General features: G+C 63.9%; 17 protein-coding genes. 2 read left to right on the forward strand and 15 right to left on the reverse strand.

Annotated elements, in window-relative coordinates; genetic code table 11:
- Positions 1–36: 36 nt before the first annotated feature.
- The 15 genes from ftsZ to dinB form a co-directional block, all read right to left on the reverse strand.
- On the reverse strand, positions 37–1269 hold the full coding sequence (gene ftsZ, locus J2S96_RS19220) for a cell division protein FtsZ (protein ID WP_306867162.1): 1233 nt from the start codon (positions 1267–1269) through the stop codon (positions 37–39).
- A 215-nt stretch (positions 1270–1484) separates the two neighbouring features.
- On the reverse strand, positions 1485–2324 hold the full coding sequence (locus J2S96_RS19225) for a cell division protein FtsQ/DivIB (protein WP_306867164.1): 840 nt from the start codon (positions 2322–2324) through the stop codon (positions 1485–1487).
- A complete protein-coding gene (gene murC, locus J2S96_RS19230) occupies positions 2317–3690 on the reverse strand; it encodes a UDP-N-acetylmuramate--L-alanine ligase (protein ID WP_306867167.1) in 1374 nt (457 codons plus the stop codon). The genes J2S96_RS19225 and murC overlap by 8 nt, the downstream gene beginning before the upstream one ends.
- A complete protein-coding gene (gene murG / locus J2S96_RS19235; RefSeq protein ID WP_306867170.1) occupies positions 3687–4793 on the reverse strand; it encodes an undecaprenyldiphospho-muramoylpentapeptide beta-N-acetylglucosaminyltransferase in 1107 nt (368 codons plus the stop codon). Before murG ends, murC begins: the two co-directional genes overlap by 4 nt.
- A gap of 6 nt (positions 4794–4799) precedes the next feature.
- The gene (gene ftsW / locus J2S96_RS19240; protein ID WP_306867173.1) at positions 4800–6104 is read right to left on the reverse strand and encodes a putative lipid II flippase FtsW; all 1305 of its coding nucleotides are present in this window, start codon (positions 6102–6104) and stop codon (positions 4800–4802) included.
- Between the two features lie 2 nt (positions 6105–6106).
- The gene (murD, locus tag J2S96_RS19245; protein WP_306867178.1) at positions 6107–7708 is read right to left on the reverse strand and encodes a UDP-N-acetylmuramoyl-L-alanine--D-glutamate ligase; all 1602 of its coding nucleotides are present in this window, start codon (positions 7706–7708) and stop codon (positions 6107–6109) included.
- Positions 7690–8799, reverse strand: a complete 1110-nt coding sequence (gene mraY / locus J2S96_RS19250) for a phospho-N-acetylmuramoyl-pentapeptide-transferase (protein WP_306867181.1) — start codon at positions 8797–8799, stop codon at positions 7690–7692. The genes murD and mraY overlap by 19 nt, the downstream gene beginning before the upstream one ends.
- Positions 8796–10298: a UDP-N-acetylmuramoyl-tripeptide--D-alanyl-D-alanine ligase gene (locus J2S96_RS19255; RefSeq protein WP_306867184.1), complete on the reverse strand. Its 1503-nt coding sequence runs from the start codon at positions 10296–10298 to the stop codon at positions 8796–8798. Before J2S96_RS19255 ends, mraY begins: the two co-directional genes overlap by 4 nt.
- A 6-nt stretch (positions 10299–10304) precedes the next feature.
- Positions 10305–11942 carry a UDP-N-acetylmuramoyl-L-alanyl-D-glutamate--2,6-diaminopimelate ligase gene (locus J2S96_RS19260; protein WP_370873168.1) on the reverse strand — a complete coding sequence of 546 codons (1638 nt, stop codon included), beginning with the start codon at positions 11940–11942 and terminating at the stop codon, positions 10305–10307.
- 140 nt (positions 11943–12082) lie between these two features.
- On the reverse strand, positions 12083–13879 hold the full coding sequence (locus J2S96_RS19265) for a peptidoglycan D,D-transpeptidase FtsI family protein (RefSeq protein ID WP_306867187.1): 1797 nt from the start codon (positions 13877–13879) through the stop codon (positions 12083–12085).
- A gap of 54 nt (positions 13880–13933) precedes the next feature.
- Positions 13934–14599 (reverse strand): hypothetical protein, encoded by a 666-nt coding sequence (locus tag J2S96_RS19270; RefSeq protein ID WP_306867189.1) that lies wholly within the window; start codon positions 14597–14599, stop codon positions 13934–13936.
- Positions 14596–15594 carry a 16S rRNA (cytosine(1402)-N(4))-methyltransferase RsmH gene (rsmH, locus tag J2S96_RS19275; protein WP_306867192.1) on the reverse strand — a complete coding sequence of 333 codons (999 nt, stop codon included), beginning with the start codon at positions 15592–15594 and terminating at the stop codon, positions 14596–14598. The genes J2S96_RS19270 and rsmH overlap by 4 nt, the downstream gene beginning before the upstream one ends.
- Before the next feature lie 193 nt (positions 15595–15787).
- On the reverse strand, positions 15788–16219 hold the full coding sequence (gene mraZ, locus J2S96_RS19280) for a division/cell wall cluster transcriptional repressor MraZ (RefSeq protein WP_059389147.1): 432 nt from the start codon (positions 16217–16219) through the stop codon (positions 15788–15790).
- 379 nt (positions 16220–16598) lie between these two features.
- A complete protein-coding gene (locus tag J2S96_RS19285; RefSeq protein ID WP_306867196.1) occupies positions 16599–16961 on the reverse strand; it encodes a DUF3040 domain-containing protein in 363 nt (120 codons plus the stop codon).
- Positions 16962–17205: 244 nt separating this feature from the next.
- Positions 17206–18408, reverse strand: a complete 1203-nt coding sequence (gene dinB / locus J2S96_RS19290) for a DNA polymerase IV (RefSeq protein WP_306867214.1) — start codon at positions 18406–18408, stop codon at positions 17206–17208.
- A 162-nt stretch (positions 18409–18570) separates the two neighbouring features.
- Here dinB and J2S96_RS19295 point away from each other — a divergent pair, with 162 nt between their 5' ends.
- The gene (locus tag J2S96_RS19295) at positions 18571–19104 is read left to right on the forward strand and encodes a hypothetical protein (RefSeq protein WP_306867200.1); all 534 of its coding nucleotides are present in this window, start codon (positions 18571–18573) and stop codon (positions 19102–19104) included.
- An 89-nt stretch (positions 19105–19193) separates the two neighbouring features.
- Entirely contained in the window at positions 19194–20192 is a 999-nt protein-coding gene (locus tag J2S96_RS19300) for a polyprenyl synthetase family protein (protein ID WP_370873169.1), read from the forward strand.
- Positions 20193–20369 lie beyond the last annotated feature (177 nt).

Raw genomic sequence — 20369 nt, forward strand, 5'->3', positions numbered from 1 at the left:
CTGGTTGACTCTCCTGGGTGGTTTTGGACGGACGGGCTACTTCAGGAAGTCCGGAACATCGAGGTCGTCGGTCCGGCTTCCCGAAAGGTCAGGTTCAACCACGGCCGGAAGGTCGACGTCGAAGCCCGAGTCAGCCGGCAAGGCCGAGGGGCGCTGCTGGCCCCAGCTGCTCAAGCCGGAAGCACCGACGCCGGCGGAAACGTGCTGGGGCGCGGCATAGGCCGGGGCGGCTGACGGTGCTGCAGGACGGTCCGGCGCCGGCGGGGCCTGGTGCTGGCCCGGCTGCTGGGCTGCAGGCTGGTTCATTGACGGTGACGTGGCCTTCAGGTCGTCAAAGCCGGCGGCGATGACGGTGACGCGTGCTTCGTCACCCAGGGCATCGTCAATGACAGCACCGAAGATGATGTTGGCTTCGGGGTGGGCCACTTCCTGCACAAGCCGTGCAGCTTCGTTGATTTCGAACAGGCCCAGGTCCGAACCGCCCTGGATGGAGAGCAGGACGCCGTGGGCGCCGTCGATCGAAGCCTCCAGGAGCGGCGAAGCGATGGCGAGCTCGGCGGCCTTGACAGCACGGTCCTCGCCGCGCGCCGAGCCGATGCCCATCAGCGCGGAGCCGGCGCCCTGCATGACCGACTTGACGTCGGCGAAGTCAAGGTTGATCAGGCCAGGAGTAGTGATGAGGTCAGTGATGCCCTGGACACCCGAAAGGAGCACTTGGTCAGCGGACCGGAAAGCGTCCAGGACGGAGACGTTGCGGTCGCTGATGGACAGGAGGCGGTCGTTGGGGATCACGATCAGGGTGTCGACTTCGTCGCGCAAGGCGTCGATGCCCGCCTCGGCGGAACCCGCGCGGCGGCGGCCTTCGAAGGTGAAGGGCCTGGTGACGACGCCGATGGTCAGGGCGCCGAGCGAGCGGGCAATCCGGGCCACGACCGGAGCGCCGCCGGTACCGGTACCGCCGCCTTCACCTGCGGTGACGAAGACCATGTCGGCGCCACGGAGGACCTCTTCGATCTCGTCGGCGTGGTCCTCGGCGGCCTGGCGTCCAACGTCCGGGTTGGCGCCCGCTCCCAGTCCTCGCGTGAGTTCGCGTCCGACGTCGAGCTTGACGTCCGCGTCGCTCATGAGGAGCGCCTGGGCATCGGTGTTGATGGCGATGAACTCGACGCCGCGAAGGCCGACTTCGATCATTCGGTTGACTGCATTCACGCCACCGCCGCCGATGCCGACGACCTTGATGACGGCCAAGTAATTCTGCGGTGCTGCCACGTTTCGTGCCCCTTGCTTGTGTCCTATAGCGAAACAGATCGAGTCCAACTTGAATCCTTGGACCTTAACCCTCTAGTTGAAGGTTATAGTTATGTCAAGTAACTCTTATGTGACGGTATGGGCTATGAATCCGACATTCAATGACCGCCTCAGCGTGTCGTGTGAAAGTCCGAAAAATAGCCCCGTGCGTCAGCGACGTTACTTCCTGGAATGGCCTATTTGGTGAACGGATGCCTCGGTGCGCTGACGTCGTAGACATTCACCGGAACTTTCGGATTGGCCGGAGCCTTGAGCAACGCCTCCAGGACGCGCGCCTTCAGCTCCTTCTCGTCCGCATTTCCCCACACGACGGTCTTGCCGTCCGTGAGCTTGAGCTCGACGGCGTCCGGAGAGGTGGCCGAGGCGCTGGCCATCTTCGCGAGAACGTCTGCGGGCAGCGTCGCAAGGACGGCCGTGATCGCCTTGAAAAGATTCTGGTTGGCGCCCTGCCCGTCGATGACGGGCAACGCAGCGGATGCGGGATCGGCCGTTGATCCGAGCTGGACTCCATCGACGTCAACCAGTGAATAGTTGTCACCGCTCTTGACGAGGGCCACCGGTACACGCTCAACGATGTGAACCAAAAGTTCCGACGGCGGCCGCGCCTCGGTACTGACGGAACGCACCTGCACGAGGGGCTTGAGCAGCGCGGCGATTTCGGCGTCGTCGATTTGTGGGAGGGGCTTTCCCTTCACCGGTTCGAGGGCCTTCTGTACGCTCCCGGCTTGGAGTAGCTTGGTGCCGTCAACCGTCACTTTGCGCACAGCAAACACCGGCGAGTAAACCGCCGCGACGATGATTCCGGCGACCAAGGCGACGACGATAGCCAACACCGTGAGCACCGTCCGCCGCTGCTTGCGCCCCTTGGGCTCCGGGAACGCCAGCACATTGCTGTCCTTCCCGCCAGTCGCTGCCGACGGGCCCCCGACGGGATCGCCGAGTCCGCGTTCAGCACTGACGACGCCCTGCCGGGTGCCGGCGTGCGGCTTGAAAGTGGGCTTCCGGGTATCAGCCACCCAACAGCTCCACGATCCGGGGCCCATAGGCCGTCACGTCGCCGGCTCCGACGGTGAGGACAATGTCCCCCTCGCCGGCCGCGGAGAGAACCGCGTCCAGTGCCTCCTGCCCGCCGCCCACGAGCCTGCCGTTTGTGAGCCGCCCCGTGATCAAGGTGCTCGTGACCCCCGGAATGGGATCCTCGCGGGCGGGATAGATGTCCAGCACGAAGGCAGTATCCGCTTCGCCGAGCGCCTCGGCGAACTGCTCCGCGAATTCGTGGGTGCGCGAAAAGAGGTGCGGCTGGAAGAGCACATGCACTTTGTTGCCGCCTGCCACGGAGCGGGCAGCGGACAAGGCGGCGCGGACCTCAGTGGGGTGGTGTGCGTAGTCGTCGTAGACCCGCACGCCCCTCCCCTGCCCTTTGAACTCGAATCGCCGCGATGCTCCGGTGAAATGGCCGAGGGCGGCGGCCGCGGCCTGGGGGGCCACGCCGAGTTCGACCGCGACGGCGAACGCGGCAGTCGCGTTCAAGGCGTTGTGCCGCCCGGGTACTTGGAGGTCGAGCCGGTACTTCTGTCCGTCGATGGACACCCAGACGTCGCCGGGTCCCCCGTCGTGGAGGCGGATGTCGGCATCCTCTGCCGTGCCATAGCCCAGTACCCGGGTTTTGCCCGCCGCCCGGGCCCGTTCCGCGAGGGCCCGGGCGCCGCCGTCGTCCGCGCACGCAAGAAGCACGCCGTTGGCGGGCAGGAGCGCCGCGAAGCTGTCGAAGGAGGCATCGACGGCCTCCGGTGTGCCGTAGTAGTCCAGGTGGTCGGCCTCGACGTTGGTGACGACGGCCACGAGGGGCCGGTAGTTCAGGAAGGAACCGTCCGATTCGTCGGCTTCGGCAACGAAGATGTCCGACGTGCCGTGCGCGGCATTGACACCGAGTGCGGGCACGTTGGCACCGATCGCGAACGAGGGGTCCAGGCCCGCTTCCTTGAGCAGCACGGCCACCATTGAGGTGGTGGTGGACTTGCCATGCGTACCGGCCACTGTCACTACGCGGTCTGTGCCCATGGTTGCTGCCAGAGCCTCCGATCGGTGGAGGACCGGAAGGCCGGCCGCCCGTGCCGCTTCCATTTCCGGATTGTCGGGCCGGATGGCCGAACCGGCGATGATCGTCTGCGCGTCACGAAGGTTTTCCGCGGCGTAGCCAACCGCGATCCGCGCCCCGGCGGCCTTGAGGTCCTGCATGACGGGCAGGTCCTTCGCGTCCGAGCCGCTCACCGGAACGCCGCGGGCCACCATGATGCGTGCGACGGCCGACATGCCCACGCCGCCAATGCCAATGAAGTGGACGCGGCCGAGGGAATCGAGGTCTGCGAGGGGCTGGGTCATTCGGTTACCGCTTCCAAGACAAGATCAGCCATCCGCTGATCAGCATTTCTGATGCCAAGTCCCTTTGCCTTGCTGGCCATGTCGTCCAGGCGGGCCTGGTCCGTGAGCAAGGGAATCAACTCGGCTTTGAGCCATTCGGCCGTCAATGACCGGTCGTCGACCAGAAGGGCTGCCCCGGCCTTGACCAAAGCGGAGGCGTTCATCGCCTGCTCGCCGTTTCCGACGGGCAGCGGAACGAAGACGGCAGGGAGCCCGACGGCGGCCACCTCACTCACCGTTGCCGCGCCGGACCGGGCGAGGAGGACGTCAGCCGCGGCATAGACATCCTCCATGCCGTCCACGTATTCCACCTGGTGGTAGCCGTCGGCAGCCAGGAGGGCGCCGTCGTCGTTCGTCACTGCCTTGCCACGGCCGGTGATGTGCAGAGTCTGGATACCGGCTTCGGCCAAAGCGGCGACCGCACCGGCAATAGTGCGGTTGATGCTCTGGGCGCCTGAAGAACCGCCCGTGACGATGAGTGCTGGTTGTCCGGCGTCCAGGCCCAGTGACTGCCTGGCATTCGCGCGCCAAGCCGAACGGTCCAAACCGGCGATGGCCTTGCGCATGGGCATCCCGACGTGACGGGCATGCCGCAGCCGCGTCTCGGGGAAGGCCACGCCGACGTGCTTGGTGAACATCGCGCCTACCCTGTTGGCAAGCCCGGCACGGGTATTGGCCTCGTGGATGACGATGGGGATCCTTCGACGCCAAGCCGCGAGGTACATCGGCGTGCATACATAGCCGCCGACGCCGAGGAGGACATCCGCCTGTGCGTCGTCCAGGATGCGCCCGGCTTGCTTGACTGCCGCTGCGAGCCTGCCGGGCAGCCTGAGCAGGTCCGCTGAGGGCTTCCGGGGAAATGGAACCCGGTCGATGGTTGCCAACTCATAGCCGGCAGCCGGAACCAGGCGCGTTTCCATGCCATTGGGTGTGCCGACGGCAAGGATCCTGGCGTCCGGGCGCAGCGATTTGATGGCATCGGCAATTGCGAGCAGCGGACTGATGTGTCCGGCGGTCCCGCCGCCGGCGAGGACCACGGAAAGGGGCTTGGGCTGGGAATTCATGAAGTGCTATGTACGCTTTCGTGCAGTTTTCGCAAGTCGCCAACGCGGCTTGGAGCGGCTTGCGGGGGCCATTTGGGCGCGGGCCAAAGACAACACTACGCCCACGCCGCACAGCGACATCACCAACGCTGAACCGCCGTAGGAAATGAAGGGCAGCGGAACGCCGATAACTGGCAGCAGGCCCGCAACCATGGCCATGTTGATCGCGGCTTGTCCAAGTATCCACGCCATGATCGAGCCGCCGAGCACGCGGGCGAAGAGGTCTTCCTGGTGGCTGACTACCCGGTAGATGGCAACGGCGAGCAGGGCGAAAAGCACAAGGACCACAACGGTCCCGACAAGTCCGAGCTCCTCCCCGATGACGGCGAAGATGAAGTCGTTGTGGGCCTCGGGAATCCATTGGTACTTTTGCCGGCTCTGGCCAAGGCCGACACCCAACCAGCTTCCCGACGCAAGGGCGCTGAGTCCCTGTTCGCTCTGGAAACCGATGTCGCTTGCCCCTGCGCAGCTCTGCCCCATCCACGACGTGATCCGGCACATCCGGTTTCCGCTCGTGAAGGCCAGGATCAACGCGGCGGCGGCAGCGACACCACCAGCAGCAGCGAAAAGCTTGAGGTTGACGCCGCCGAAAAACAAGCCGGCCGCCATGATCAGCATGACCACGAGCGACGTTCCAAGGTCATGCCCCAGGACGATGAGCGTAATGATGACACCGGAGACCGGCACGATCGGTACGAGTGCGTGCAACCACTTGTCGAGAAGCTTTGCCTTCATGGAGAGGACCGTGGCCATCCAGAGCACCAGGGCGAACTTTGCGTACTCCGATGGCTGGAAGGTGAAGCCACCGATCTCGATCCAGTTCTGGTTGCCCAGCACACGCTTGCCGATCACCAGGACCAACACCAACAGGGCGCCGGCAAGGATGATCGAGGGCCACGCGAATCTCTTCAGCCACAGGACGTTGACCCGTGATAGCACCAGCATCGCAACGACGCCGATGGCTGCGAACATAGCTTGCTTGGTGGCGATGGAGTACGGGGAGTCGCCTGCCGCAATCGCTTCGACGCTGGACGCGGACAAGACCATGATGATCCCGATGGCTGTGAGCGCCAGGGAGGCACCGAGAATCAAGTAGTAGCTTGACCCGCCGCTCGATTTGCCGCCTCCCTCGAGGGTCGACCAGAAGCCGGCAATTCCCGAGCGTATGCGGGACGGCAGCGACGCTCGCGCAACGCCTGCCGCGCGTCCGGCGGGTTTTGCCTCGCCGGCCCGGGTCCGTCCGGGCCCGCTGCGCGTGGGCGTGCTGACCATTGTTACTCCTCGGTGGTCTGTGCCTGGCCTTCCACAAGCTCGCGTACTGCCCGGATGAAAGCATCGCCACGGTGAGCGTAGGAAGAGAACTGGTCCATGGAGGCAGCCGCCGGGGCCATCAGCACGGTATCGCCGGATTCAGCGACACTTGCTGCCGACTCGACAGCATGGGCCATGACGGTGTCGCCGAAGATCGGAGACGATTCCGCGATGGCACCAGCTGAATCGGCGGACTGCACCTTTTCAGTGTCGCCCTTGGGCTGCCCGATTACGGGAACATCCGCCGCGTGTCGCTTGAGGGACGCTTCAAGGTCGGCTGTGTCGGTTCCGATCAGCACCACCGCCTTGAGCCTGTGCGCGTTGCTCTTGACCAGCTCGTCATAGTTGACGCCCTTGGACAAGCCGCCCGCGATCCAGACGACCTTTTCGAATGCCGACAGGGCTGCCGAAGCAGCGTGCGGATTGGTTGCCTTGGAGTCGTTGACCCAAAGCACGCCATTCAACTTGGCCACTGGCTGGATGCGGTGGTCTCCCGGGAGATAGTTCCTGAGCCCCTCACGGACTGCCGCCGCTTCGACGCCGTAGGCGCGCACCAGCGCCGCAGCGGCCAGTGCGTTGGCAACCATGTGGCGCGGGGCGGACGGTCCCAGGTCCGCCAAGGAGGCAAGTTCCACTGCTGAACTCTTGCGTTCTTCGATGAACGCCCGGTCCACGAGCAATCCCTCGACGACGCCGAGCATGCTGACGGCCGGGGTCAAGGTGGTGAAACCGATCGCCCGGCAACCCTCGACCACATCGGCGTTTTCCACCATGCGTTCGGTCTCGATCTGCTCGGCGTTGTAGATGCACGCCTTCTGGGTGTTCTCGAAAACCTTTGCTTTGTCCGCGAGGTAGCCCTCGTAAGAGCCGTGCCAGTCGACGTGGTCCTCGGCGACGTTGAGGCAAACGCTGGCCAGCGGGGAAAGGGAATCGGCCCAGTGCAGCTGGAAGCTGGACAGCTCAACCGCGAAGGCGTCGTACTCGACCGGGTCACGGAGTGCGTCCAGGATGGGTGTGCCCACGTTTCCCACGGCGATTGCCTTGAGCCCGGCTGCCTGCAGCATGGCTTCGGTCATGCCCACTGTCGTGGTCTTGCCGTTGGTTCCCGTGATGGTGAGCCAGTCCGCCGTCTTGCGGCCTTTGCGCTCACGCAGCCGCCAAGCGAGTTCGACGTCGCCCCACACCGGCACATGGGACCGTTTGGCGGCTGCGAGCAGGGACTGGTCAGGCCGCCAGCCCGGCGACGTCACGACGAGTTCGGCCTTCCCACCGTCCACGAGGGGCAGGGTTTTGACGGCGTCCTGCCCGAGGAGGACGTCGGCTGCGCCCACGATCTTCAAGGTGTCCGCTTGGGCGAGGGCCTTGGCGCTGGTGGCGGCGTCAACAACCACCACCCGCGCACCGAGTTCGATCAATGTGTCGGCCGCCGCGAAACCGGAGACGCCGATGCCTGTCACGACGACGCGCAGGCCCTTCCAATCGGAATCCCAACTGACGAGGTTCTTGAGCCGGTCGTTGGCCGATGGCTTCGTTTGAGGACTCGCGCTCACAGCAGCACCACCCATTCAGCATAGAAAATCCCAAGCCCTGCGGCCACGAACAAGCCACAAAGAATCCAGAAGCGGACCACCACCGTGATCTCGGCCCAGCCCTTGAGTTCGAAATGATGCTGAAGGGGGGCCATCTTGAAGACCCGCTTGCCCTTGGTGACCTTGAAGTAGCCCACCTGGATGATGACAGACAGGGTGATGAGGACGAAGAGTCCGCCGATGATGCCCAAAAGCAGCTCCGTGCGGGAAAGGATCGCAAAGCCGGCCACGGCGCCGCCGATCGCCAAGGAACCGGTGTCGCCCATGAAGATCTTCGCCGGAGACGTATTCCACCAGAGGAAGCCCACCAGCGCGGCACTGCAGATAGCTGCCAAGAGCGCCAGATCGAGCGGGTCGCGGACCGAGTAGCAGCCGCTGCCCGCCTCGCGGGGTGAACCACAGGCCTGGTTGCTCTGCCAGATCCCCATGAGGGTGTAAGCCCCGAAGACCATAATGGAAGCGCCGGCGGCAAGGCCGTCCAGCCCGTCCGTAAGGTTCACGCCGTTGGTTGCCGCGGTGACGATCAGGTTCGACCAGATGACGAACAGTATGGCTCCAAGGATGGTGCCCCCAAAGGCCAGGTTCAGCCAGGGAATGTCCCGCACCAGGGAAATGTGCGTCGAGGCCGGGGTGATCCCCTTCGCGTCAGGGAAGTTCAGCACCAGCACTGCGAAGACGATCCCGACGAACGCTTGGAGGATCAACTTGGCTTTGGCATTGAGCCCGAGGCTGCGTTGCTTGGAAATCTTAATGAAATCGTCCAGGAAACCAACGAATCCCATGCCGACCATCAGGAACAACAAGAGCAAGCCCGAGGCCGACGGTCCCGGTGATCGCGGGTTCATCATCCACATGATCAGGTGGGTCAGCCCATAGCTGATGAGCACAGCGGCCACCACGACCGTCCCGCCCATGGTGGGAGTACCGCGCTTGGTGTGGTGGGAAGTGGGTCCGTCGTCGCGGATGAACTGGCCGTATCCCTTGGTGACGAGGAACCTGATGAAGAGTGGCGTCCCGACCAAAGCCACCAGGAGGGCGACGCCAGCGCCGATCAACAGTGCAATCACAGCAGCTCGTTCCCTTCATCGGCGGCAGGTGCAGCCGCGGTGTTCGCACTCGTCCCGGTTGGGGGTAATGCTATCCGATCCCCCAGATACCTTAGCCCGACCCCGTTTGAGGACTTGAAAAGCACCAGGTCGCCCGGTTCAAGCTCAGCCTGCAGCAGTTCGTAGGCCTCATCGGCCGTCTCGGTGAAACTGCACTCGTCGCCCCAGGAGCCTTCCTGGATCGCGGAAACGTACAGTGCCCGGGCTTCGCGGCCAACCACTACGAGCCTGGAAATGTTCAAGCGGACCACTTGCGTTCCGACTGCCGTGTGTTCACGGATGGAATCCTCGCCGAGCTCCAGCATCGCGCCCAGCACCGCCCAGGTGCGGCGTCCGTGACCGAGGTCGGCGAGGGTGCGCAAGGCAGCGCGCATGGATTCCGGATTCGCGTTGTACGCGTCGTTGATGATGGTGACGCCGTCTGCCCGCTCGGTGCGTTCCATTCGCCAGCGGCTGGCCGGCGACTGCGCGCTCAGCGAATCGGCGATGTCGGCCGCGGGGAGGCCTGCCGCAAATGCGGCGCCCGCCGCGGCAAGCAGGTTGATGATGTGGTGCGCACCGATGAGCTTGCTGTGGACCGGATGCGGGACCCCGCCGTCGGGCAAGAGAAGTTCGAACTCCGGGTGGCCGTCGTGGTCGACGTCGAAGTTCCTGGCTTCGACCGCGGAGGCGGTGTTGCCGGAGGCGGAGTTGCCGGTAGCGGTGGTTCCGAGAACCTTGGCCCGGGTACGCGAGGACATCGCCGCCACCCGCGCGTCGTCGAGGTTGATGACGGCGGTTCCGTCCTGCCCCAGCGCCTCGACGAGTTCGCCCTTGGCCTTGGCTATGTTCTCCACGCCACCGAACTCGCCTGCGTGGGCGCTGCCGACGCAAAGAACGACGCCGATGTCCGGCCGCACCATTTCGGCGAGGTACTTGATGTGGCCAACGCCGGTGGCGCCCATTTCAATCACAAGGTAGCGGGTCTTCTCATCGGCTCCGAACACGGTGAGCGGCACTCCGACTTCACCGTTGTACGAACCCTGCGGCGCCACGGTGGCCCCGGCGCGGGAAAGAACGCCCGCGAGCAAATCTTTGGTGGTGGTCTTGCCCGCCGAGCCTGTGATGCCGATGACAGTGAAGTCTTCCCCTTGTGCTGCACGTGCGGCACGGATGCGGCGGACGGACTCCGCAGCCAGCGCACCCATTGCGATCACGGCGTCATCGACGACGACGGCGGGGTAAGGCCTGCCGTCGTCGTCGGAAACGTCGCGCTCGGTCAGCGCCAGGACGGCGCCGCGCTCAAAGGCGGCGCCTACATAGGCGTGGCCGTCAGCGTTCTCCCCTGGCTTGGCCACGTACAGCGATCCGGCAACCGCCTCGCGGGAATCGGTAAAGACGGACGTCGGGACAATGCCCGGGTCGGCTGCCAAACGGCCATTGGTAATATCGGCGATCTCCGCCGCAGTAAGTGCAATCATCTCGGTCTAGGACTCTATCCGCTCGTCCGTGGAAACCTTGAATCCCCTGGCTGTCAAGGCCGCACGGAGTTCGACCCGGTCATCGAGGGCAAGGTTGACCCCCTTCACTTCCTGCCACACCTCATGGCCACGGCCGGCGACCAGGATGGTGTCCTTCTCGGTGGCCAGTTCCACCGCTTGGCGGATCGCGACATCCCGGGGGTACGCCTCCACGATCTCGCAGCGGAGGTCCTCTGACTCGCGGGCGGCACGGGCCCCGGCGATGACCTCCGAACGGATCGCCGCAGCGTCTTCGTCATGGGGATCGTCGTCGCTGACAATCACGACGTCGGCGAGTCGGGCGGCTATGGCCCCCATCGTCGGCCGTTTGCTTTGGTCGCGCTGTCCCGTGGCGCCGAAAACGACGATCACCCGGGATCCGGGTGCTTGCGATCGTACGGCCTTCAGGGCCCTCGCCAGGGCGTCCGGGTTGTGCGCGAAATCCACCACGGAGGCCGGAGCATCCGAGATCAGCTGCATCCTGCCCGGTACCGAGACGGTGAAGGGATCGTGCCTGTCCAGCGCCGCTTGCAGGGCCTGCGGGTCGATGCCGGATTCGAGCACCATGAGAGTGGCCAGGGCCGCGTTGGCGACGTTGAAGTCCCCCGGCAGTCCCGTGTGGACTCGTATCACCGTTCCATCGCGGTGGCGCAATTCGAAGTCCGTTCCAAGCCCGCGTTGCTTCGTTGATGCCACTGTCCAGTCAGCGGTTCCCGTCGGCGTGGCCGACAGCGTGGTCACGGGGATTCCCGCCTCGTCCGCCAGCAAGCGCCCCCAGGGGTCGTCCACGGTCACGACGGCCCGCCGTGCGCGCGCGCTGGTGAAGAGCTCCGCCTTCGTCCGGAAGTACTCGTCCATGCTTCCGTGCAGATCGAGGTGGTCCTGGGTCAGGTTGGTGAAGCCGGCAACATCGAACATCACCGAGTCGACCCTGTGGAATGACAGGGCGTGGGAGGAGACCTCCATGGAAGCCGCGTCCAGCCCGCGTTCACGCATGAGAGCGAGCAAGGCATGGACATCGGTTGACTCCGGCGTGGTCAGCAGGCTCGGGATGGGCTCGCCCCCCGCAAGAATTTCGATCGTCCCGATGAGGCCGGGATTCTTGCCGAGGGCGCGGAGGAGGGAATTGATGAAATAGGTCGTGGTGGTCTTGCCATTCGTACCGGTCACACCGAAAAGCGTGGGCGAAACCCCGTCAAGGGGCTGGCTCCGGTAAATGAGCGCAGCGAGGGTCCCGACGGCGGCCCTGGGATCGCCGACGATCAGCACCGGAACGGCAATTTCCTCAAGTGCCAATCGGCGGGCACCGTCTTCATCGCTCAAGACGGCCACCGCACCGGCTTCCACCGCCTGGGTGACAAAGTCTGCACCGTGGCGGGTCGCTCCCGGCAAGGCCAGGTACAAATCTCCCGGCTCCACAGTGCGCGAGTTGAGGGTCACACCAGTTACCGACGTGGCGCCGGAGTCCGGGGGCAGCGCGATTCCAAGCGAGGCCGCAATGGCCTCGAGCGGAACAGGCGCGACGGCGGCTGGACGGAAGCCGGGTTTGTCCGGAGCCGGCGGGTTCCCGGTAGGGATCGATACGGCGTCATTCTGCTCTGACAAGGTGGTCTCCGTTGGTACTCATGAAACTGGCCGCCGGGGAATCTTGGGACTCCCGGAATGGCATGGGTGGATCGAAATGTGGCCGGACAGATGCCAACTAAGCTTACTTGGCAAAACCGGGCTGCCTGCCGTGCCGGCCCCTATTTGCCGTATTGGGGGAACCGCACAGGAGTGCCGGTGGACGGCGGGACGTTGTAGGTGCGCAGGACCTGGCCCATGACCGAACGGAAAATCGGTCCTTGGGTGATGCCGTAGATGTTCCCTTTGGGGCGCTGGACAACTACCTCGACGATGAACCGCGGATTCTCCATGGGAGCCATTCCAATAATGGAAGCAGTGTAGCCGTCGAAGCCGGGCAAGCCGTCCTCGCGAGGCGCCTCGGAGGTTCCGGTCTTGGCACCTACCCGGTAGCCATCGATGCCTGCATCCTTCACTTCGCCCATGGTGACGTTGCTCTCCAGGATGTCGCGGACCTGCTGGGCCGTTTCCTTGGTAACAACCTGACGGGTGTCCTTGGCGGGCACCTTTTGCTCAACTCCGTCGGCTCCCACGTAGCCGTCGATCAGCCGTGGTTGAAGCATCACGCCGTCGTTGGCCACGCTTTGGTAGGCCCTGACAGTTTGGACAGTGGACTGGGAGACCCCTTGGCCGAACAGTACGGTGTATTGCTGCCGGTCGTCCCATTGGTCCGGCTTCGCCAGGATGCCGGTGGATTCAGCGGGTAGGCCAAGGTCCGGAGCTTCGCCGATGCCGAAGCGTGTGAGGTAGTCGTAGCGCTGTTGCTTGCTCAGTCGGCTGCCGATCATGACAGTGCCCGTATTCATCGAATAGCCGAGGATGCCTGCGAGGGTCCTCTGTTCGGTGCCGTGCACGAAGGCGTCGGTGAAAGTCTGGCCGTCAATGGTTACGGCCGGCGGAATCGTGACGGTGTCCAGCGGGTTGGACTTACCTTCATTGATCGCGGCCGACGCGGTGATCATCTTCTCCACTGAGCCGGGCTCGTAGGCCGCCGTCACGGACCGCACGCCGCGGTCGGCAGCGGCCACCTTGCCGGGGTCATTGGGATCGGGCGCGTTCGTGTCTGCCATCGCGATGAGGTTTCCGGTCTTGACGTCTTCGACCACGATCGATCCCCACTCGGCATTGAGTTGGTTGACCTGCGTTTGGATGGCCTGCTGCGCAAAGTACTGGATGTCCGTGTTCAGCGTCAGCTTGACGTCTTTGCCGTTGACAGCGGGGGTCAGCAGGTCCGTTGCCACGGGTATACGAAGACCGTCGGCGCCGATTTCGAAAACACGCTTGCCGTCTTTGCCGCGGAGGGTCTCGTCCTGGGTCTGTTCGAGCCCTGCCTGGCCCGTGGTGCCGTCCTTGAGGAACCCGATGATTCCCCCGGCGACGCTCCCGTTCGGATAGACCCGTTGGCTGATGCCTTCGGACACGACACCGGGGATATGAAGTTGGGAAATCCGGTCTTCGACGTCCGGCTTCACTTCCTTGGCCACGATGTTGTACTTTTTCGTGCCGGTCACCGCTTGGGTCACCTGGTTGACGTCCATCCCCAGGGCGGTGGCAAGCTCGGCTATGCCCTGGGACCTGGATATCGTGTCAATGGCCTGGGTCCGGGAGTTGTATCGAGGAAACTGATCGGTGTTGGTGTTGACCGTTTGGTCCACCACAATGTTGTAGCGGATCACGCTGCTGGCGAGCACGGTGCCGTTGGCGTCAAGGATCTTGCCGCGTTCGGCCGGCAGGACGGTGGTTGTCAGCCGGTTGTTGTAAGCGGCCTCGGCCAATCCCCCGACGTCCAATCCCTGGACCAGGAACAGCTTGCCCCCGACCACCAGCAGCAGCGTCAGCATGATCCCGAGGCCGATGCGCAGGCGCTTCTTCGCCGCCGGCGTTCTCTTGATCTTCGAATTGCCGGTTTTCTGCACCACGTCGATTCCTTGCTGCTTGCCTTGCTGTTTACCTGGGATCAGGCCGGCTGGACGCTACTGCCCTGGGACCTTCTGCTGCGGGGCAGGAACCGAACCGCCGTGAAGATCCACAACCGGCGGCTTGGGCGCCGCAGGCACCGCGGGGGCCTGCGGTTTAGCCGGTGTCGAGTCGGCGGTCCCGCTGGGTTTACGGCTGTCCAGCGAATCATTCTTGGCGGGTGCAGGAGGTAGCACACTGGACTGGCCCGCAACCAAAGGAGCAGCAATGACGGCACCGGGATTTTGTCCCTTGGCCGCCGGCGTGGCTTTTCCTGTGACCGTCAGGTTGTCCAGATCGATCTGACCCGTGGCAGTGGAAGCTACCATTCCCAATTCTGCGGCTTTGGCCGCCAGATTCTGGGGAGCTTGGTAGTTCTGGACCTGCTGTGTCAGATCCTGGTTCTGTTTGTTCAGGGATGCATCGTCGTTCCTGAGCTTCACCAGGTCGTACTGGGCCGTGGAAACGGAGATGTTGAGCACCAGGACCGTCAACAAGGCGGCCGCCAACACACCGAAGCAAAAGACGACGAACGGAGTTCGCCGTCGTCCGGGAACACTCTGCACGAGGGAGAGCGGAGTCCGTGCCTTGCGGCTCGTGTCCCGCTCCGGTCCCCGCGCGGGCAGGGCACGTGCGGTGTTGCCCACAGTGGTCGGCGGGATCTTCGCGGCAGCGGTGCTCATGCTGTTCTCCTCGCTTTGATGCGCTCCACGGCCCGGAGGCGGGCAGATGCCGCACGCGGGTTTTCGGCGATTTCTTCTGGTGTGGGCACTTCCGTGCCCTTGGTCAACGTCTTGAATTCCGGCTTATGTTCTTCCAGCTCCACCGGGAAGCCGAGCGGCGCCGATGACTTGGACCGGGACTGGAAGACGGACTTGACGATCTTGTCCTCGAGCGAGTGGTACGACATCACCACTACTCGGCCACCCATCGCTGAGGCTGCGAGGGCGGCAGGCACTGCCCTCTCCAGGACGTCGAGTTCCTCGTTCACTTCGATCCGCAAGGCCTGGAAAGTCCGCTTGGCCGGATGGCCACCCGACTTTGCAGCGGCCGCAGGAACAACGGCCCGGATCTGCTCGACGAGTTCGCCGGTGGTGGCGAAGGGCTTGGTGGTCCTCGCCGTGACGATGCGGTTGGCGATCCTGCCGGCAAACTTCTCTTCGCCCCACTTGCGGATAATCCGCACCAGGTCTTCTTCGGAATAGGTGTTGACTACGTCGGCGGCAGTCTGGCCGCGGCTGGTGTCCATCCGCATATCCAGCGGCGCGTCGTAGGAGTAGGCAAAGCCGCGCTCCCGCTCGTCCAGTTGCAGGGAAGACACGCCAAGATCCATCAGGATCCCGTGCACCTCGGAAATTCCAAGGTCCGCCAGGACGGCTTCGATTTCGTCATACACGGCATGCACAAGGTCAGTGCGGGCCGAGAATGGGCGCAATCGCTCTCCGGCGAGGGCGAGGGCCTCTTCGTCCCGGTCGATCCCGACAAGGTGCAGATCGGGGAAGCGTTGCAGCATCGCTTCGGAATGGCCGCCCATTCCCAACGTGGCGTCGATGGCCACGGGCGTTTCACCACGGCTGCGGGCTGCCTCGAAACCTGGGGCCAGCAAATTGATGCACCGGTCCTTCAGGACCGGTACATGTCGCTCCGAGGTTGGCTTTGGCGCGTCTTGCTCCTCCATGCGGCCTCCTCAGAGATGAATTGTTCGGTGCGTCTGGCTGTCAGTTTCGTGCTGAGTGGTCGCTTCTTGAGCCGGATCCCCATCCGCGCCTATCGCAGCGTCTGCCTGGCTCCGGGGAAGTTGAGCCAGGAAAACAATGTGATGGGCGGCTGGAGATCCCGTCCAAGAAGCCCTGTGGCTTCCTGTCCGGCTTCTAAATGAATCCGGGAAGGTTGTCGTCGTCGGTCTCCGAGAAGGCGGCTTCCTTCTCGGCCAGGTACTCGTCCCAAGCCTGTGCATCCCAGATCTCCGCACGGGTTCCGGCGCCGATCACCGCCAATTCCCGTTCGAGCCCTGCGTAGCTCCGGAGCGCCGGCGGAATCGTCACGCGCCCCTGCTTGTCAGGTACCTCGTCAGAGGCTCCGGACAGGAAAACCCGGATGTAGTCACGTGACTGCTTGGAGGAGATGGGGGCCTCCCGCATGGACTCGTGAATACGTTCGAATTCCCGCTGGCTGAAGACGTAGATGCAACGTTCCTGGCCCCTCGTGAGCACCAGGCCGTCCGCAAGCTCCTCGCGGAACTTGGCGGGAAGGATGATCCGGCCCTTTTCGTCCAGACGCGGAGAATGAGTGCCCAGAAACACTGGCCCACCGCCCCATCTGTCAAAGGTGCCCGTACCTGCCCCACGCCGCCACTACCCTCTTACTTGCTCCACTTTACTCCACAAGCCACCACAGTCAACGCAATTGGGCGTGTTTCTGCCCCACGTTCACGTCCGGGGGCCCGAAAACATGGGGATTTCAGGGGCGGTCCCCGGTGGAGGGGACTTCGCGGCGGCCTCCCGGGAGGAGGACGACGGCGGCGCTGAGACCGCGTCTGCTGGCTCGCGGTGCGCGTCTAATGCGGCGTTAAATGCGAAAAGACCCGAAATTCGGGTCTTTTCGCAATCAGGCCGCAGCCTGGTGGATCAATGTGGAGGGCTCGACGTCGGGGGAAGACAAGCCCCTGAACGGAGCGCTCAGCTAGTCCTCGCCGCGGCGGCGCTCGTCCCAGCGTTCCTCGAGATTGCTCATGAACGAGTTCCTCGCCTTGCCCGGCTTGGCACTCTTCGACTTGCCGCCGGCTGCCCGTCTCAGGGTGGCGAAGTAAACGCCGGCGCCCATGACAATAAAGCCCAGCACCCCAAGGAAGATGTTCTGCAAGGACACACCTACCAGCAACAGGAGAATCCCGGCGATAGTGCCTAGAACGCCAATAACGATGTGCCTGGTCGACCATGAGCGAATGGGGTCAGAGCCCATTGAATTGGCAAACTTTGGATCGTCCTCATGCAGTTGCTTCTCGAGTTGCTCGAGGAGCTTCTGTTCGTGCTCCGAGAGGGGCATCGCGACCTCCTTTAGTCGGCCAGCGCCTGGATACGCCGCGGCCGTTGCGTCTTCTCTTTTGAACGGACGAGCCCAAAAAAGGGTTCCCGCGGGCCGGGTCTTGTGAACACGGCCTCACGGAACGGACGCAACAGAGCAATTTATCCAGACGGTCTAAATCTGTGTATCTCTAGGATAGTTTGTTGGCCGCAGTTCTGAAAGACACGCCGTAGGCACACAGGAGGGCGCGCGAGGCCTTCGCCGCCTAGGGAGAGCCCGGGCGCTCGGGCTCCGCATGGGGTTCCAGAAGCCTTGCTGGAAGGACTGTCTTGCTGCCGAATCGCTGGGCGACCCGGTCAAGCGCCTGCTCGGCCGCCCGCCAGTTGTCGTCCCTTCGGTCGAGGCTTAGCTGCAGCGAGGCATGTTCCGCCGGTTCGAGCTGCTCGGCCCGGACGCCCACAAGGCGCACGCTCATTGGCCGGTTCCCCAAGGACGCGAGCAACTGGCTCACCACCTCATAGATCAACTGGGCACTGTCCACCGGGGTATGCATCGTCTTGCTTCGGCTTATTGTCGAAAAATCGGCATAGCGCAGCTTCAGCGCTATGGTCCGGGCCAGCATTCCGGCTGCCCGCAGCCGCGCCGCGGTTCGATGGGAGAGCCTTAGCAACTCACGGTGCAGCAGCGCGTCATCCGGGGTGTCAACAGCGAACGTTTCCTCGGAGCCAATGCTCTTTTCGAGGCGCGTGGGCGTGACCGGACGCGGATCCAAACCCATGGACAATCGGTGGACGTGTTCGCCCGAAGCTCCGAGGATCTTTTTCAAGGAAGAAAGCGGCGTCGCCGCGACATCGGCCACGGTACGGATCCCCAGCCTGGCGAGGACATCGGCGGTCTTGGCCCCCACTCCCCACAAGGCGTTCACGGGCAGGCCATGTAAATAGGCCACGGTCTGGCCCGCCTCAATAAGTAGCAGCCCGTCGGGTTTGCAGCGCGTGGAGGCTATTTTGGCCACGAATTTATTGGCGGCAATACCCACCGACGCAGTTATTCCCAGCTCGGAGGCAACACGGCGCCGGATCAATTGGCCAATCCGGAGGGGTGGACCAAGCCGCCTGATCGCGCCGCCGACGTCCAGGAAAGCTTCGTCGACGCTCAAGGGCTCCACGAGGTCCGTTATTGATTCAAATATTCCCATCAGTTCCCGGGACACCTCGTAGTAAAGGCTGTGGCGGGGTTCGATGATGACCGCGTTGGGGCACATCCGCATCGCGTTGGCCATGGGCATGGCAGACTTCACGCCCATCGCGCGCGCCTCGTAGGAGGCGGACAGAACAACGGAGCGATCCACCGGGAAACCCACAATGACGGGCTTGCCCCTGAGTTCGGGCCGGGTGCGCAATTCCACCGAGACAAAGAAGGCGTCCATGTCCACGTGAAGGATGCTGGTGCGCCTCAATTCCCGCAGGGCATCGGGATCCGGGGCGAATTCTTGTCCGGGGCCCCGCCCGTTGTTCTCTGCTTGTGGTCTCACATGGAAATCCTATGCCGCGGCGCTGGTTACTGGAGGCAGCACCCGGCGCCCTAAACTGGAGGCAGCACCCGGCGTCGTCCCCAGGAGGAAATCCCTGTGAAGCTCTTTGGAAAGCCCCAACCCGTCAGTCTGGCCCTGTTGGCCACGGGCGTCGCGTTGGCCATCTCAGCTTGCGGTGCGTCCCCTGCAAGCACGGCATCCCAAGGTGCGGCGCCAACATCGTCCGGGGCGGTCACCGCCCCGGTTAGTCCGGCGCCGGGTAACACGTCAACGGCGGCCGCGGGAGCTTCGGCGGCCGTCGGCGCCCTGGTGCCGGGATTTCCGCAGCAGCTTATTCCATTGATGCCCAAGGCAGCAGTGGAGTCCAGCAGTTTCGACAAGAACTCCTCCCCGGCGTCGGTGGCACTGGTCGGCAACATTGCGTCGCCGGCGGACGCAGTAGTTGCCTTTTATACTTCTGCGTTCACGGCGCAGGGTTTCAAGGAAGTCCCCGGCAGCACCGTGGGGAGCATCAAGTCAAAGGATTTCCTCCGCGGCGACAATGAAACGGTGAATATCTCGGTGGTCGAAACCGCTGGCAACTCCACATTCACCATCGGCGCCAATGTGGCCGCCGGGTCAATCAAGTGACTACGGAGAGCCTCGGTTCGGAACAGAGCCGTTTTGTGGCAGATGTCGCCGCCAAGCTTCACGGCTTCCTTGGCGTGCAACAAGAAACCATGGCCACCATCTCCCCGGATGTCGCTCCCCTCATGGGTTCAATCTCCAGCCTTGTCACCGGTGGCAAGAGGCTCCGGGCCTTGATGTGCTACTGGGGGTGGCGAGGCGCCGGGGGTGCGTCCGGACATCCCGACATCATCACTGCGGGCTGCGCTTTGGAACTCTTTCAGGCTGCAGCCCTGATCCACGACGACATCATCGACCGCTCTGATACGCGGCGCGGCGGTCCAAGCGTCCATAAGCGGTTCAGCCAGCTCCATGAGGGCGAAGGCTGGGCCCTCGACAGCGAACGGTTCGGCCACGCCGCCGCGATTCTCACCGGGGACCTCTGCCTCTCCTTCAGCGAGGAGGCGTTCACGGAGATCGGCACCAGGGCCGCCGCCGGCACGTCTGCACGGCGGATCTTCAACCTCATGCGCGCCGAGGTCATGGCCGGCCAATACCTGGACATCCTGGAGGAAGTCGCAGGCCCCGCGCGGGACCGTGCGGGTGCAGTCCACCGCGCCCAGTCCATCATCCGTTACAAGTCAGCCAAGTACTCAACGGAACACCCCTTGGCTCTTGGGGGCGCCTTGGCCGGTGCCAGTGATGAGCTCCTGCAAGGCTATTCCGACTTCGCATTGCCGCTTGGTGAAGCATTCCAGCTGCGCGACGACGTCCTGGGAGTGTTCGGAGACCCCGGGACTACCGGAAAGCCCGCTGGAGATGACCTCCGCGAAGGCAAACGGACCGTGCTGGTGGGCTTCGCCATCAACCAGGCCGGAGCTGCCGATTCGAGCTACATCGATACCATGCTCGGAAGGCAGGACCTTGGCGAAGCCGAAGTTGCCGAGATCAGGCGGATCATCGTGGATTGCGGAGCGCTCGAAGCCACTGAATCGATGATCGAGGAACTGAGCAACGAGGCTTTCGAGGCATTGGAACGACTCCCCTTGGCGGAACTCCCGCTTACCGCACTCAGGCAGTTGGCTGAAGCCGCTGTCAGCCGGGCCGCGTGAACTCTTGCCTAAATCCAGGTTAAATTCAGGCTAAATACCTGCCTTAAATACAGTGGTGGGGGGGGGGGGGGGGGGGGGGGGGGGGGGGGGTTGTTGGTGAGGGGAGGAAACCAGGCGGAGGTTGTGCCGGCGGCGGGGGGGGGTTGTGGGGGGGTGGCGGGGGGGGGCGGCCCGGGG

Source organism: Arthrobacter bambusae, assembly GCF_030812595.1.
In the GTDB taxonomy this organism is placed as follows: domain Bacteria; phylum Actinomycetota; class Actinomycetes; order Actinomycetales; family Micrococcaceae; genus Arthrobacter; species Arthrobacter bambusae_B.